Consider the following 14,244-nt stretch of genomic DNA (forward strand, 5'->3'; position numbering starts at 1 on the left):
GCCCTGAGCCTTTTGGGAGCCTGCATGTCTGCCTTCTTCAACGTATCCAGCCTGAACGTATCCATCGGTAGCACGGCCATTCTTCGCAATGTAAACCTCGGGTTTCGCGAGGGTGAAGTCACCGCACTGCTGGGCCATAACGGGTCGGGCAAATCGACACTGCTGAAAGTTCTGGCTCGCCAGCTCGCGGCTTCATCCGGTGAGGTAAGCCTGCTGGGCAAAGCCTTTCGCCATACCGGAACCCGCGAGTTTGCCCGCAACGTCGGTTACCTGCCCCAGCACCCACCGGGTACCGATGGCCTGACGGTTCGGGAACTGGTCGCCCTCGGGCGCTATCCGTGGCGCGGCCCCCTGGGCCGTTACAACGAGGAAGATCACCGGCTGATAGACCAGGCGATCGACGACACAGGGCTTCGCCTGTTCCGTCACCGTTCGGTAGACACCCTCTCCGGTGGTGAACGCCAGCGCGCCTGGATTGCCATGCTGCTGGCCCAGCAGACCCGCTGCCTGCTGCTGGACGAACCCATCTCCGCACTGGACGTAAAGCATCAGGTGGAAACCCTGCGGCTGGTGCATCGCCTTGCTGAGGACCGGGCATTGACGGTGATCGTCGTATTGCACGATGTCGATCTTGCCGCCCGTTTCTGCGATCGCCTGGTAGCCCTGAAATCCGGCCAACTGGTCGCCGATGGCAGCCCCCGGGAAATCATGGACACCGGCATTCTCGAAACCATCTATGGCGTACCCATGGGGGTAATGGAGCGGGCCCCCGGGCAGTGGGTTTCCTATGTTCACTAACCGCTGTTCCCTGCACCTTTGCTGGCTGGCTGCATTGATCGGCCTGTTCCCTGTGCTCGCCAACGCCGGAACCTGGCAGCACGAACAGGGCAGCCTCACCCTCGAGACCACGCCCCAGCGAGTGGTTGCGCTCAACTGGGCGGCAACCGAAGCCCTGTTGCTATTGGGCGTGACACCCGTCGGCGTTGCCGACCGGGACGGTTACAGGGTGTGGGTGAAGGAGCCGGAACTGCCTGAAGACGTCGCCAATATCGGGACTCGCGTTGCCCCGAGCCTCGAGGCTATCGCCCAGCTCAAGCCGGACCTGATTGTCTCCAGCTCCGAGATGGCGCCGGCCGCCGATTTGCTGCAGCGCATCGCCCCGACCTACGTTGTCAGCGTTTACAAGGAAGGCGCCCGGCCCTTCAAAAAAGCCCGTGACATGTTGCTCACCCTCGGCCGGATGCTGGATCGTGAAGCCCGGGCCGAGGCTGTTCTGCGCGATATTGAGCAGACTCTGACAACCCAGCGCCAGCGTCTTGAAAGCGCCGGGCTTACCGGCCGGCCTGTCGCCCTGGTGAATTTCCTGGATGACCGCCACGTTCGTATCTACGCAAAAAACGGGCTGTTCCAGACTACCCTCGATGCCCTGGGGCTGGACAATGCCTGGCCCCACGAAGGTAACTACTGGGGCTTTTCCGTGGTGGGGTTGGAGGCCATCGCGCCCTTATATAACAGCCGGATTGTGGCTATCGCCCCCACCCCGCCCGGGCTTGCCGCCACCCTCGCCAGCAGTCCGTTCTGGACTTATCTGCCAGCGGTGAAACGGCAACAGGTCTACCGGATCGAACCGGTCTGGCCTTTCGGTGGCGTCTATCCCGTCAAGCGTCTGGCGATATTACTCGCCGACAGCCTGCTGGCTGAAGGCTCCGACAATGTACGCTGAATCAGCTCCGGTAAATGCCCGCCAGCCGGCGCTTCCCGCCAGGCTACCGGTGGCCGCTGCATTGCTCTGGTTCGGGGCCCTGATAGCCAGCGCCGCACCCTGGTTTGGCGAGCTGGACCCCGTTGCCCTGATAACGTCGTTCTGGGCCTTCGACGCTGAAGACTACGCCTCGGTTCTTGCCCATTACAGCTGGGCCCCCCGGGTTGCCATGGCAATGCTGATTGGCTGCGGGCTTGGCCTTGCCGGGGCGGTGACCCAGCAGATTCTGGGCAACCCCCTGGCGTCTCCGACTACCCTGGGTGTGGAGGCCGGCGGCCAGTTCGGCATTACCGTCACCACCCTGTTTTTCCCAGGGCTACTGGCCTTCAGCCCCGATCTGGCTGCGGTGGCCGGGGGCTTGCTGGCGATCGGCCTGGTGCTCGCCCTCACCTGGCGACTCGGCTTTTCGCCGGTCACCGTCATTCTGGCCGGCCTGGTGATCACCTTCTTCCTTGGCGCCATGAATATGGCGTTTCTGTTGCTCAAGGGCGAATGGCTGGGCAATCTGTTTATCTGGGGCGCCGGCTCTCTGGTGCAGAATAACTGGCACCCCTTTGTGGAACTCTGGCCCAGGGTCACGGTGCTTGGCGGCCTGATGCTGTTGCTGATGCGACCGCTTCAGGTACTGCAACTGGGGCAGACCTCTGCCAGCGCCCTGGGAGCAAAGGTAGGGCTTATCCGCATGCTGGCACTGCTACTGGTGGTGCTGATGACCGCCACGGTGGTGAGCCGGGTTGGTGTGGTAGCCTTCGTTGGCCTGGCAGCCCCGGTACTGGCCCGCCTGCTCGGCGCCCGAACCCTGGCCGCCCGCCTGCTCTGGAGCAGCCTGCTCGGCGGCGGCCTGCTACTGCTCGCCGATACCCTGGCCCACTGGGCCTCCACCTGGGGCGACGGTTCCCTGGTTCCAACCGGCACCACCACCGCCCTGATCGGCGGACCGATTATCTTGCTGGCTCTTCAAGGGTTCAAAAACACCCACCATATGCCCGGTCAGGAAGCCAACCCGGGCGCATTTCTGCCAGAAAGGCGCCCAATGATGACCCGGGTGGGTGTCCTTGCCCTGCTAGTGGTCATCACCACGGTGGTGTCCATGGGCTGGTCGCCTGGCCTTGAGGGCTGGAACTGGACCGGAATGTCACACTGGGACGATGCCTGGGTCTGGCGCGGCCCGCGATTGCTCGCGGCCGTACTCGCTGGCATGGCGCTGGGTCTCGCCGGCACGCTCATCCAGAGGATGACCGGCAATGCCATGGCCAGCCCGGAGATGCTTGGCATCAGTGGCGGTGCGGCTGTCGTGATGGTGCTGATCGTGCTATCCGGAGCCGATATTGGCCGGGCCGGGCAATTGGGGGGCGCCACCCTGGGCGCGGCCGCAGCACTGGGCCTGCTGATCCTGCTGGCGCGGAAACACAACTTCGCCGGCAACCAACTGCTGCTTGGCGGCCTGGCGCTGTATGTGTTCATGGACGCCGGCCTGCGCCTGGTGATGGCTTCCGGCGGCGCCGTGGCCTCGCAACTGCTCAACTGGATGTACGGCTCAACCTGGCTGGTGTCTGAAAATGAGGCCCTCGCGTTGCTGGCGTTGATCCTGCTGATTGCCGCCACGCTGCTGATGGTTGTTCGCCCGCTGACCATTCTTCCCCTGGGCGAAACGTCTGCAAGGGCCCTGGGGTTGCCGGTGGCAAGGATGCGCCTTGCGCTGTTATTGCTGGCAGCACTGCTGACCGCCTCGGCTACTGTGGTGATCGGGCCGCTGAGTTTTGTCGGTCTGATCGCGCCGCACCTGGCCCGGGTATTGGGCCAGCATACCGTTGGCCGGCAACTGATTGTCGCGGCACTGGCCGGCGGGCTGCTGCTGGGCCTGGCGGATTACCTGTCCCGGATTGTGATCTACCCCAACCAGTTGCCGGCCGGCCTGCTGGCGGCCCTGGTGGGCGGGGTGTATTTTCTCTGGGGGCTGAGCCGCCATGGCCGCGCCTGACACCACCCAATGCCCGGATACCTGGCCGGAACGCTATGCCCGCCTGCTGCAGGCCTCCGGGCTGGACCGGGCCGCGGTTCTTGCCCGGGCGCTCGCGCCGGCCTCCGGCGAACAGCAGGCACTCTTTTCTCTGGCGCAATGTCTGGATCAGCCGGCACTGCTGATCGATCAGGTGGCCCGGGATTACCCGCACGCCGGCGATGCCAGCGCCCTCAGGGCACAGCTTTCCGTACTTCAGCAGGATCTGGCCTTGAGCGTTATTGCCCCGCTCACCCTGCGCCTGTTCCTGCACGGCCGGTCTCACTTGCCAGACCCCGCGAGCATATTCCTCGCGCCCCCTGGGCAGGGGGTACAGGCCTCTGCGCGGTGGTTTCATGTGGCGAACGGCGACCCTGTGGATGAGACCAGGTTTATCCGATCTCTGGCGCGCCTGGCTTCAGACTGGTATCCGGTTTTCCGTAAATCGTTCAGAGTCAGCCCCGGCGCCTACTGGAGCAGCATCGGGCTGGGGCTAGGGGCCCCGTTTTCGGCGGTCTGGAACCTGGCGGAGCCGGACGCACTCTGCGATCTGGCCCAGCGCTGGCTTGACGAGTCTGGCAGTGAGGCCAGCCAGTTCATTGACTGGATTCCGGCGGTGTTCAGTGGGCAAAGGGCGGCCATCCCACAGCGCAAGGGCTGCTGCCTGAAATACCTGCTACCAGCGGGCGGTTACTGCGGCACCTGTGGCGTTTATCGCAAGGAGCGCCTGGCGGCTCTCACACATCAGCGAGCGAGTACCTAGGCGCCAAAGGCGGAACCCAGAGCCAGGCCTATGGCCACCAGTCCTATAAACGCTCCGGCGCCAGCGGCCAGTTTCAATCCTTCAATCATTTCCTGCTCGGGTGTCATTCCATTTTCTCCCCATTTATATCGAATAAAAAGGGCGGGGATGGTTCCCGCCCTCACCTTTCCGGTCAGTAGACCCAGGACACTGTCAGGCTGGCGTTCGCCGGCTCTCCGTAGAAACCCTGGGCGGAGGTGCCAAACTTCTTGAGGCTCTCGATGTATTTTTCGTCCGTCACATTGTTCACGTTCAGCGTGGCGTTCCAGTGGCGCGCGAAATCGTAGCTGGCCATCAGGTCAACGATGGCATAGCTCTCCTGTTCGGTGATTATGATGCTCCCGGCATTGGGCCCGGTGGTGGCAACGCCCTGTTCCTGAGTAATGGATGACTGCCAGCGAATTTCACTGCCAACCTCAAGACCCTCAATGCCAGGCACTTCCCAGGTTCCTCGCAACTGGGCCAGATGTTCCGGCACAAAGGGTTTCGCGGGGTCACCTTCCGCATCTTCAATATTCACGTAGGTATAGCCGGCAAACAGCTGGATACGATCAGTGACCTCACCAACGAACTCCAGCTCAACACCCTCACTCTGAATGCCATCCATGCCGCGGTAATAGGCATCCTGGGTGCCGGAGAAGGTTCCGGCCACCTCGGCGACGTTCTGCTGCTCGGTCCGGAACAGGGCCACCGTGGTATTGACCCGGTCGGCCAGGAATTCGCTCTTGAGTCCCAGCTCGTAGTTCACCCCGTCGATCGGGTCCAGGCGATCCCGGTTGATGTCCACTTCAGTTTGCGGGGTGAATATCTCGGTGTAACTGACGTACACGGAGTGATCCCTGTTGAGATCGTAAATCAGCCCTGCATAGGGCGTTTCCACCGCGTGGTAACGGGTGTTCCTGGCGGCCCCGTAACTGGTGCCCTTGCTTTCGAGCCAGGTAAGGCGGAGACCGGTAATGGCGGTCAGGCTGTCGGTCAGGGTCCAGCGGGCAGCGGCGTAGGTTGCGGTTTCACGATCGGTCCAGTCCGAGCCGGCAACGCCGTTGTCAAAGGCCGGCCTGGGATAGTTGCCATCCCATTGAGTCAGAGGCGGCAGCGGGTTGCCGATGCCCTGGCCATAGCGGGATTCGTCCACCGTCTCGGAGCGCGACCAGGTGGCCCCAATTACTAGTTCGTGAGTCCGGTTGGCGAGGATGAAGGGGCCGGTGGCATAGACGTCAGCCACCCACTGCTCGATATCCAGATCATACTGACTCGGGTAGGCCATCAGGCCTTCGCCGGTCTGCGGGTCCGGGGTCCCGTACTGGTAGAACAACTCTGAGTCGCTGTCCTTTTCCAGCCGCAATACCGAGCCTTTGGCACGCCATCCACCCGCCAGCGCCTGTTGCAGCTCCACAAAACTGTTCTGGCGGGTGTTGTCCCAATAGGACCAGTCCGACGCGGTACTGGTGGACCGGGCAAAGTCGGTTGCGGTGCCATCGGTATAGAACAGCGGTAGCGCCCCCCATAGCGGGCTGTCAGTATCGGAAGTCTGGATGGCGTGGCCCAGGGTCAACAGGGTGGTATCGGTCAGATCTGCCTCAAGCACCCCATAGAACATCTGCTTTTCATTGCTGTAGCGGTCCAGGTACGAGTTTTTATCCTCGTAACCGGCCACGACCCGGGCACGCACCGCGCCGGATTCGGAAACTGCGCCGGAGACATCCCCGACAATGCGTTTCCTGCCCCAAGAGCCACCCGTAACCGCCACGGAGGCACTGGTTTCTTCGGTCGGCCTTTTGCGAATGAAATTGACGGTAGCCGCCGGATTGCCGGAGCCGGCCATCAGGCCGTTGGCACCCCGCACCACCTCAATCCGGTCAAAGAAAGCCGTATCCAGCTCGCCCTGTACGTTGTCGTACACCGCCGGCAGGCCGACGCCGTCGTACTGGAAGTTGTTGATCTCAAAACCTCGGGCGGTGTAGTAGGTGCGGTCGGTCTCTACCGATTCCACGGTTACCCCGGTTGTCCCCTCCAGAACGTCGTTAATGTCATTGAGGGCAAAATCATCTATCTGCTCGCGGGTCACCACGGTCACCGCCTGGGGCGTTTCCCGGTGGCCGAGTGCCATCTTCATGGAGGTTGTCGTTGCGCCACCGGTGTAGCTGCCGGTAGCCTCAGAGGAGACCGGGCCACGCTCTGCCGACACATCCAGCACCTCAAGAATTGTGGGCTCGCTGTCCTGCGCCGCGGCTACAGCAGGCAGGGTCACACACAGGATTGCAGTAAACAGCGCCTTGCGGCGGAACAGGGGTTCCGGATTCGGGGACATCGTCTTCTCCGTTTTATGAATTGATACAGCATCCAGTCATCACTCGCACATCTTAATGCGAATGATTTTGATTTGAAATACTGAAAAGACAATTACGGAGGTTTCTCGTGCCCTATGAATGCATAGGGCCATTCTCAGCCATCAACCAGTGTCCCGCTTGGCGAGGACGAACCGGGGCTGCCATGCCTGCATGGCTAATGGGTAACAAGTAGCGGGTAACAGAGACAGGCTGGTTCAGTGAGGATCGTTGGTGCGCTCGGTTTTCTCGAATTGTGGCAAGTCGTCGGTAATCTCGAACCAGTCGGATTTGGAGCCGGCAAAAACATGTTGGGCCGCCCCTTTTCCGAGGGGTTCGTTGATCCACCCCACCCGCAGGCGGAGAATGCCGGGAATGGCATCCACGCGGCTGTAGAGCTGGCTGCCACAGCGACGGCAGAAGGCCCGGAACTTGCCGGGACGGGATTCAAACTCGGTAATGCAGTCTTCGCCGGAGACGAAGCGGAACCGCACCTTCTGGACCGGCGCACTGGCCGAAAAAGCACTGCCGTGGGCCCGGCGGCACTGGCCGCAATGGCACAGGGCAACCGGGCCGAGAGTGCCATCGTATTCAAAACGGATGTCGCCACACAGGCAATGGCCGGTATACATTGTCTTGGCCTCGTTGTTGCGGTTCTCGGATTTCACGCGCCGATGATACCCGTGGGCCACTTGAAGAACCAGCGTGCCGGCACCACTTTAAAGACACACGATTCGCAAAGGAGGACAGTATGTCATTCAGCGCACTTCCAAAGATCGGTATGGGAACTTTCCGGCTCAAGGGCAACGATGCCCGGGACGCCGTTAAGAGTGCCCTGTCTCTCGGTTATCGCCATATCGATACCGCACAGATGTACGGCAATGAAGCGGAAGTTGGCGATGGCATTACCTCCAGCGGCATTCCGCGCCGCGAGATTTTTGTCACCACCAAGATCTGGCACGACCAGCTCCACGCCAGCGACCTCATCAACAGCCTGCACGACAGCCTGGCGCGCCTGAAGACCGACCATGTCGATCTGGCACTCATTCACTGGCCATCGCCGGACGACGAAGTTCCCATGGCAGAGTACCTTGGCGCCCTGCGGGATGCGCAGAAAGAGGGGCTGGTCGAACATATTGGCATCTCCAACTTTACCTGTGCCCAGATGGACAAGGCCAAAGACATTCTTGGGGATGACGCCATCTTTACCAACCAGGTGGAGGTCCATCCATTTCTGGCCAACCGCAAAGTCGTGGAGCATGCACAGAAGCTTGGTATTACCGTGACCGGTTACATGCCTCTTGCCGTCGGCAAGGTAATGGACGACGAAACCCTTCAACGCATTGCCCAAGAGCGTAATGCCACTCCGGCACAAATTGCCATTGCATGGGTAGCCTCTCGAGGGGTGGTTCCGATTCCTTCCTCCACTCGCCCGGCCCACCAGAAGGCCAATCTTGATGCCCTGGATATCCAACTGAGTGAAGAAGAAATCCGCGCTATTGACGCTCTCGACCGCAACGACCGGATCGCCAGCCCGGATTTTGCCCCCGCCTGGGACTGAGCCAGCAAGGGGCCAAGGGAATGCTGCCGGAGACCTCAGCCCCCGTAATGTCGGTTGAGGTACCCGAGAATGCGGGCAGACTCGAATAATCCCTCACCGGTGTTCGGGTCTTCCAGATAGGGCACCTGGACGCGCTTGTGCACCTGGAAAAACGCATCCCGCTTGCCCCCGGGAATCGGCGTATAGGGCCCCGGCTTGAGGCGTTGCTTTGCCGGCCCGATTTCTGTCCAGTGCTCCTTGCCCAGATTATGCAGTGTGTACGGAATCTCAAGTTCACACAGCCGTTCCCGCACCAGCCGGGAAAAGGGGCTGCCCTCAAAACTCCACAGGTGCAAAGGCTGCTCCGGGCGCTTCCCGGGGCTCACCCTTAACCCCCTCATGGCGCTCGCCACTGAAGCGAACGAGCCAAGAACCGGCTGCCAGACCCTACCGCGATAGTAGGCCGGCACAGGCCGACCGGCATACTGATCAAAGAGATACCCGATGATCTCCTCGGACTCATACATCACGATTCCGGTATTCTGATCCGCCAGCAAGGGAAACTGCTGCTTGCCGCCCAAAGCCTCAGCCTGGCCCCGGAATACCGAACCGCCTTTCGGGCAGGGGCGGATTTCAACGTCCAGATTCAGTGCCGTCAGGGCTTCACGAACGCGACGGCAATAAGGGCAGCCCTCCATATCGTAGAGCACGATGGGCTTTTCCGGCTGGGGTACCTGCTTGACCACCAGGCAGCCGCGCCACGCAGTCAGCGAAGACGTGGTAACCGAACCCAGCACATGAACATTGTGAGACAGCATATTGGACATAAAAACACCTTTTGTTGGAACGCACGCCATTATCACGCAATCTGACGAATTTCCATTGGCCCCGGGGCGCCGCCCGGAAAAACATTAAATTTCATCCACCTAGCTCGATTGCGAACAGGCTCGCTTACATGGCGTCACAAAAATTCAATACAAACAATGACACTACTGGCATTTTTTAACGTCATGTAGAGCTTTTCTGCATAGTACAGCCGGCCAGAATGGGCTATGTTAGGAACAATAAGAACTCATTTATCGACCATTATGGTGGCTCAGGGTATGCAACGCGCGCGCAATGCAGGAAAGGTCTGTCCCGGTTTCAGGCGCATCCTTATGGCCTCGGTGGCTGTTCTGTCGCTGGTTGGCGCCGGTGCACAGGCCGACGACCACCAGGGTACCGGCGAGAAAAGCTTTACCGGCAATGGCCTGTGGAGCCACGAGATGCGTGACTACGCCCTCGATGCTCTGGACAGCAAGAACGCGCTGAGTGTTGCCGCCATCCCCCTGAACGGGCCGGGCATAGAGCAGTTCATCAATGCTGACCAGGCGATGAGCCCCGGCTCCATCATGAAGCTGATCACCACCTACGCAGCCCTGGAAATCCTCGGCCCGACCTACCGTTGGGACACCGATTTCCTGACCGATGGCGAGATGGTGGGCGATACCCTGAAAGGTAACCTCTACGTTCGGCTGGGTGGCGACCCCAAACTGACCATCGAGCGCCTGTGGGGCACACTGCGTGATTTGCGCAACATGGGCATTGCCCGGGTGGACGGCAACCTGGTACTGGACGGTACCGTGTTCAGAGTTGACGGCGGCTTCCCGCAATTCAATGACAACGGCGACAACCCTTATGCGCCATTCCTGGTGGAGCCTTCGGCCTACCTCACCAACCTTAACCTGTTGCACTTTGAAGTGCGGGCCGACGAGCGCGGCACCCAGGCCTGGAGCACGCCACAGTTGCAGGACGTGGTCATCGACAACCGGGTGACATCAACCGCGGCGGGCCCCTGCCCGAGCCGTCACAACTTTGACTGGCAGCCCATTTTCCACGAAGACCAGCGCGTAACCGTGCGGGTCAGTGGCCAGATCCCGAAAGGGTGCCGGACCACCACCTACCTCTCGCTCTTGCCCCACGAACAGTACACCGCCGCCCTGGTTCGCTCACTGCTCCGTGATATGGGCATTACCATTGCCGGAAACAACCTGATTGCTGGCACCCCGGAAGACGCTCACCTGCTGATGCAGACCACCTCACCGGACCTGGTAACCATGGTTCGTGACATTAACAAGTGGAGCAGCAACGTCATGGCCCGCCAGTTGCTGCTGACCATCGGTTCGGAAAACCGGCTGGAAGGCGAGAAGGATGACCGGGTCGCCGGTATCCGCGTGATCTACAACTGGCTGGAAAGCAAAGACATCAACACCGCAGGCATGGTCATCGATAACGGCGCCGGCCTCACCCGCCATGGCCGGATCTCCGCCCGCCAGGGTGCGGAAATTCTTCAGCGCGCCTGGAACAGCCCCTACGCTGCAGACCTGATGACATCCATGCCGATTATTGCCATGGACGGAACCATGGCCCGCCGCCTGCGCGATACCGGCATGGCCGGTGAGGGCCGGATCAAAACCGGCTATCTTGAAAACGTCCGCTCCATTGCCGGGTTCACCCGAGACGCCAATAACACCACCTGGGCTGTCGTCGGGATGGTCAACAACGATCCGGCCTGGAATGGCCAGGCGGTGCTGGACCGGGTGCTGTATTCCCTGCATTTCCGGCCACCCACAGGCACGGCGATTTCGCAGGCCAATGCCGGTACGCAGGCAACAACCATCCAGTAACACCGTATTTCGGCTAACGGCTTGCCAGGCACCACCCCGGCAATGCACCGGTACACTGAGCCCCGTTCAGTTTGCCGGAGTATGTTCGTTCTCGAACCGGCGCATGGTGAAGGCCGTCATCCTCCCCGCCAGGGGCGCTATGAAGGTAACCAGTGGGAAGGCAACGGCCCAGGCAACCAGAAAAGCGGGTATCCAGCGATAAGCGAAGCCGCTGTCCATGCCCGTGTTGATGAACGTGATCACCCCGGACATCAGTAGCGACATAATGCCGGACATGTAAAAGCCGAACACCAACTGGCGTATGCGTGAAAGCTTTATCTTGCTCATGGCCTTTCCTGATGGCTTGTTCTGTACCCGGGTGATGGGACCTGACGTCTTCCAGCTCTGGTCCGGTTAAGTAATACGTAGCCCGAATGATAGTGAGTCTGAAACCTTTTTTCGATTCTTCTTTTTACCAGATCCGGTGCGATAGGGATTTATTTGCCAGCAAATTGCAAAAGGGGCGGGTTAAAGTTGGAGCCACAAAGTGGGGGTCAGATGAAAAGTTCATCTGACCCCGACTTTACCGTCAGATTGTCAGGTAACCACCGTCGGCATTAATGCAGGCACCGGTGGTGTAACTGGAGGCATCAGACACCAGGTACAGCACGGTGCCGGCCATTTCACCGGGATCGGCCACGCGCTTCATGGGAATGTGGGCCATAGCCTGTTTCTTGATGGCCTCGTTGGTGGTCAGGGCACTGGCAAACTTGGTATCGGTCAGTCCCGGCAACAGGGCGTTCACACGAATCTTCTGCTGGCCCAGTTCCATGGCAAAGGATTTGGTCATGGAAATCACGGCGGCCTTGGTGACCGAGTAGATGCCCTGGAAGTGGCCCGGGTTTACGCCGTTAACAGACGCCACGTTGACGATCGAGCCGCCACCGGTCTTTTTCATCATCTGGGCGCCACGGGCGCACATGAAGAAATAGCCACGGATGTTGACATCCACGGTTTTGTTGAACGCCCCCAGGTCGGTTTCCTCCACCGGCCCGAAATAGGGGTTTGCCGCCGCGTTATTAACCAGAATGTCCAGCTTGCCGTGGGTCTGCTCGATATGGGCCCAGATGCTGTCGATCTGATCCATTTCACCAATGTGGCAGGCGTAGGCTTCGGCACTGCCGCCGGCCTCACGAATGCTGCTGGCCACCGCTTCGCAGCCGTCAATCTTCCGGCTGCTGACTATCACATGGGCGCCATAGTCCGCCAGGGTGCGGGCGATGTTCTCACCGATGCCTCGGCTGGCGCCGGTTATCAGGGCAACCTTGCCAGTCAGGTCAAACAGGTTTTTGCTGCTCATTCGTTCACCTCAATGCATTATCGGAATGTCACCAGGGCGGGATCTTCCGCTTCCAGGTGGCTGTAGTTATTGAAGACGGCCAGGCTGCGACGGGGCCCGGAGTGAAGAACGCGGGACACACTGGTATTGGCAATCACGTTGTTCATTTCCAGCGCTTTCCTGTCACTCAGCTCAAGCAGGTGCTGGGCAATGACTGAAATAGGCCCACCGGAAGTGGACACCAGCGTGTCGCCGCCATCGGTATACTCAATCAGTTCCTCCAGTGCGGTAATCACCCGAGCGCGGAACGCCGGCCAGGTTTCGGTGTAGTCATCATCGAACTCACCGCTGACCCACCGGGCCATGGCCTTCTCGAACGACTGCTGAAACGCCTTCGCAGGTTTCGGGAAGGAAGCCAGATCCGAAGCCATGCGCTGCCGATCGGCCCATTCCGGCCGCAAGCGCTCAACCACCTGCATGTGATCAAACTCATTCAGCCCTTCGACCGCTTGCATATCGGGCAGCGCCTCACCGAAACCGCTGGTGATGGCTTCAACGGTCTCGCGGTGGCGCTCCATATTGCCGCCAAACACGGCTTTGGGCTGCACCTTGCCCGCCAGCCAGCGGCCAAGCACCCTGCCCTGCTCCCACCCGCGGGGCGAGAGCTGGTCATAATTGTCTTCGCCGAAACTGGCCTGGCCGTGGCGCACAAGATAAATCGTCGCCATTACAGGGAGCTCTCCGCAATCAGTCGCTGGCAGCGCTTCTCAAGGTAATTGGCGGCGTGACCAAAGGCCGCAAAGCGCTTGTCTTTGGTCTGACCATGGTAGAAGCGGTAATAGATCTGCTGGATGATCACCGCCAGCCGGAAAAGGCCATAGATCTCGTAGAAGTCGAAATTGCCGACCTTGAAGCCGGACTGCTCCATGTAATACTCCACCACTTCCTTTCGGGTGAGCATGCCCGGGCGATGGGTCGGTTGTCGGCGCAGCATCTGGAACGGACCTTCATCGTCCGCCTCAATCCAGTAAGCCAGGCTGTTACCCAGATCCATCAGCGGATCACCGATGGTGGCCATCTCCCAGTCCAGCACGCCGATCACCTCGAACGGGTTGTCCGGGTTCAGCACCACGTTGTCGAAGCGGAAATCGTTGTGGATCACCACCTGGGCAATGTCGTCGGGCATTTTGTCGTTGAGCCAGCTCATGACCTGCTCGAAGTCGCCCACATCGTCGGTGCGGGACTTGCGGAAACGGTCACTCCAGCCGCCAATCTGGCGCTGAACGTAGCCCTCGCCCTTGCCCAGTTTATCCAGCCCTGCTGCTTTGGCATCCACCCGGTGAAGATCCACCAGTTTGTCGATCACGTTCAGGCAAAGCTTGCGGGTATCGGCTTCGCTGAGCTCAAGATCCTTCGGAAAATCCTGGCGCAAGATGATGCCTTTGAGGCGCTCCATCACGTAGAAATCGCATCCCAGAACATCATGGTCATCGCAGATGGCGATAATGTTGGGCACGTAGGGATAGACTGGCTTGAGCGCCCGCATGACCCTGGCCTCACGCAACATGTCGTGAGCTGACTTGGCGATCTTGCCGAATGGCGGCCGTCGCAAGACCAAGGACCGGTCGCCGTAATCCACCTGATAGGTCAGGTTCGAGGCGCCACCCGGGTACTGCCGAATTTCCGGCTCGCCTTGCAGATCCGGGATCGCCTGTTTCATGAACCGGTCCACCGCGGCTTTATCCAGCTCCTCGCCTTCCCGGATGTCCACGGCCTGGTCGATCTGAGTCATTCAGGACTCTCCTCTTGAATCGTCAGTATCCGGCAGCG

Annotated in this window: 13 protein-coding genes; 6 read left to right on the top strand and 7 right to left on the bottom strand. The window is 60.3% G+C overall.

Features of this window, described 5'->3' with window-relative positions:
- Positions 1 to 24 precede the first annotated feature (24 nt).
- From msub_RS06500 to msub_RS06515, 4 genes are read left to right on the top strand one after another with little or no spacing between them, the layout of a single operon-like run.
- Positions 25 to 798 carry an ABC transporter ATP-binding protein gene (locus tag msub_RS06500; RefSeq protein ID WP_048495262.1) on the top strand — a complete coding sequence of 258 codons (774 nt, stop codon included), beginning with the start codon at positions 25 to 27 and terminating at the stop codon, positions 796 to 798.
- Positions 788 to 1,723 (top strand): ABC transporter substrate-binding protein, encoded by a 936-nt coding sequence (locus tag msub_RS06505; RefSeq protein WP_048495263.1) that lies wholly within the window; start codon positions 788 to 790, stop codon positions 1,721 to 1,723. The genes msub_RS06500 and msub_RS06505 overlap by 11 nt, the downstream gene beginning before the upstream one ends.
- On the top strand, positions 1,713 to 3,743 hold the full coding sequence (gene fhuB / locus msub_RS06510; RefSeq protein ID WP_048495264.1) for a Fe(3+)-hydroxamate ABC transporter permease FhuB: 2,031 nt from the start codon (positions 1,713 to 1,715) through the stop codon (positions 3,741 to 3,743). The genes msub_RS06505 and fhuB overlap by 11 nt, the downstream gene beginning before the upstream one ends.
- Positions 3,730 to 4,524: a (2Fe-2S)-binding protein gene (locus tag msub_RS06515; protein WP_053077938.1), complete on the top strand. Its 795-nt coding sequence runs from the start codon at positions 3,730 to 3,732 to the stop codon at positions 4,522 to 4,524. The genes fhuB and msub_RS06515 overlap by 14 nt, the downstream gene beginning before the upstream one ends.
- 172 nt (positions 4,525 to 4,696) lie before the next feature.
- On the opposite strand, the gene msub_RS06520 is transcribed toward msub_RS06515, so the two are convergent.
- Positions 4,697 to 6,874, bottom strand: a complete 2,178-nt coding sequence (locus tag msub_RS06520; protein WP_048495265.1) for a TonB-dependent siderophore receptor — start codon at positions 6,872 to 6,874, stop codon at positions 4,697 to 4,699.
- 234 nt (positions 6,875 to 7,108) lie between these two features.
- Positions 7,109 to 7,522, bottom strand: a complete 414-nt coding sequence (locus msub_RS06525) for a GFA family protein (RefSeq protein WP_048497005.1) — start codon at positions 7,520 to 7,522, stop codon at positions 7,109 to 7,111.
- Positions 7,523 to 7,641: 119 nt separating this feature from the next.
- Here msub_RS06525 and dkgB point away from each other — a divergent pair, with 119 nt between their 5' ends.
- Positions 7,642 to 8,451, top strand: coding sequence for a 2,5-didehydrogluconate reductase DkgB (gene dkgB / locus msub_RS06530; protein WP_048495266.1), 810 nt, complete (start codon positions 7,642 to 7,644; stop codon positions 8,449 to 8,451).
- Positions 8,452 to 8,486: 35 nt separating this feature from the next.
- Here dkgB and msub_RS06535 read toward each other — a convergent pair whose 3' ends face one another.
- Positions 8,487 to 9,257, bottom strand: a complete 771-nt coding sequence (locus msub_RS06535) for a glutathione S-transferase N-terminal domain-containing protein (RefSeq protein WP_048495267.1) — start codon at positions 9,255 to 9,257, stop codon at positions 8,487 to 8,489.
- Positions 9,258 to 9,587: 330 nt separating this feature from the next.
- Here msub_RS06535 and dacB point away from each other — a divergent pair, with 330 nt between their 5' ends.
- Positions 9,588 to 11,096 carry a D-alanyl-D-alanine carboxypeptidase/D-alanyl-D-alanine endopeptidase gene (dacB, locus tag msub_RS06540; protein WP_082146423.1) on the top strand — a complete coding sequence of 503 codons (1,509 nt, stop codon included), beginning with the start codon at positions 9,588 to 9,590 and terminating at the stop codon, positions 11,094 to 11,096.
- A gap of 66 nt (positions 11,097 to 11,162) precedes the next feature.
- Here the strand turns inward: dacB and msub_RS06545 are convergent, their stop codons facing one another.
- From msub_RS06545 to msub_RS06560, 4 genes are all read right to left on the bottom strand, one after another.
- Positions 11,163 to 11,423, bottom strand: a complete 261-nt coding sequence (locus tag msub_RS06545; RefSeq protein ID WP_048495268.1) for a DUF2798 domain-containing protein — start codon at positions 11,421 to 11,423, stop codon at positions 11,163 to 11,165.
- A 241-nt stretch (positions 11,424 to 11,664) separates the two neighbouring features.
- Positions 11,665 to 12,435, bottom strand: a complete 771-nt coding sequence (locus msub_RS06550; RefSeq protein WP_048495269.1) for an SDR family oxidoreductase — start codon at positions 12,433 to 12,435, stop codon at positions 11,665 to 11,667.
- A gap of 17 nt (positions 12,436 to 12,452) precedes the next feature.
- Complete coding sequence (locus tag msub_RS06555; protein WP_048495270.1) at positions 12,453 to 13,142, bottom strand: histidine phosphatase family protein; 690 nt, start codon at positions 13,140 to 13,142, stop codon at positions 12,453 to 12,455.
- Complete coding sequence (locus msub_RS06560; RefSeq protein ID WP_048495271.1) at positions 13,142 to 14,206, bottom strand: phosphotransferase family protein; 1,065 nt, start codon at positions 14,204 to 14,206, stop codon at positions 13,142 to 13,144. The genes msub_RS06555 and msub_RS06560 overlap by 1 nt, the downstream gene beginning before the upstream one ends.
- Positions 14,207 to 14,244: the final 38 nt, after the last annotated feature.

The organism is Marinobacter subterrani, from assembly GCF_001045555.1.
GTDB lineage: Bacteria > Pseudomonadota > Gammaproteobacteria > Pseudomonadales > Oleiphilaceae > Marinobacter > Marinobacter subterrani.

What these genes read in the sequence shown, in the direction of transcription:
- msub_RS06500 (WP_048495262.1), top strand. Translation starts at nt 25, where the DNA reads ATGTCTGCCTTCTTCAACGTATCCAGCCTGAACGTATCCATCGGTAGC.
- msub_RS06505 (WP_048495263.1), top strand. Translation starts at nt 788, where the DNA reads ATGTTCACTAACCGCTGTTCCCTGCACCTTTGCTGGCTGGCTGCATTG.
- fhuB (WP_048495264.1), top strand. Translation starts at nt 1,713, where the DNA reads ATGTACGCTGAATCAGCTCCGGTAAATGCCCGCCAGCCGGCGCTTCCC.
- msub_RS06515 (WP_053077938.1), top strand. Translation starts at nt 3,730, where the DNA reads ATGGCCGCGCCTGACACCACCCAATGCCCGGATACCTGGCCGGAACGC.
- msub_RS06520 (WP_048495265.1), bottom strand. Translation starts at nt 6,874, where the DNA reads ATGTCCCCGAATCCGGAACCCCTGTTCCGCCGCAAGGCGCTGTTTACT.
- msub_RS06525 (WP_048497005.1), bottom strand. Translation starts at nt 7,522, where the DNA reads ATGTATACCGGCCATTGCCTGTGTGGCGACATCCGTTTTGAATACGAT.
- dkgB (WP_048495266.1), top strand. Translation starts at nt 7,642, where the DNA reads ATGTCATTCAGCGCACTTCCAAAGATCGGTATGGGAACTTTCCGGCTC.
- msub_RS06535 (WP_048495267.1), bottom strand. Translation starts at nt 9,257, where the DNA reads ATGTCCAATATGCTGTCTCACAATGTTCATGTGCTGGGTTCGGTTACC.
- dacB (WP_082146423.1), top strand. Translation starts at nt 9,588, where the DNA reads ATGGCCTCGGTGGCTGTTCTGTCGCTGGTTGGCGCCGGTGCACAGGCC.
- msub_RS06545 (WP_048495268.1), bottom strand. Translation starts at nt 11,423, where the DNA reads ATGAGCAAGATAAAGCTTTCACGCATACGCCAGTTGGTGTTCGGCTTT.
- msub_RS06550 (WP_048495269.1), bottom strand. Translation starts at nt 12,435, where the DNA reads ATGAGCAGCAAAAACCTGTTTGACCTGACTGGCAAGGTTGCCCTGATA.
- msub_RS06555 (WP_048495270.1), bottom strand. Translation starts at nt 13,142, where the DNA reads ATGGCGACGATTTATCTTGTGCGCCACGGCCAGGCCAGTTTCGGCGAA.
- msub_RS06560 (WP_048495271.1), bottom strand. Translation starts at nt 14,206, where the DNA reads ATGACTCAGATCGACCAGGCCGTGGACATCCGGGAAGGCGAGGAGCTG.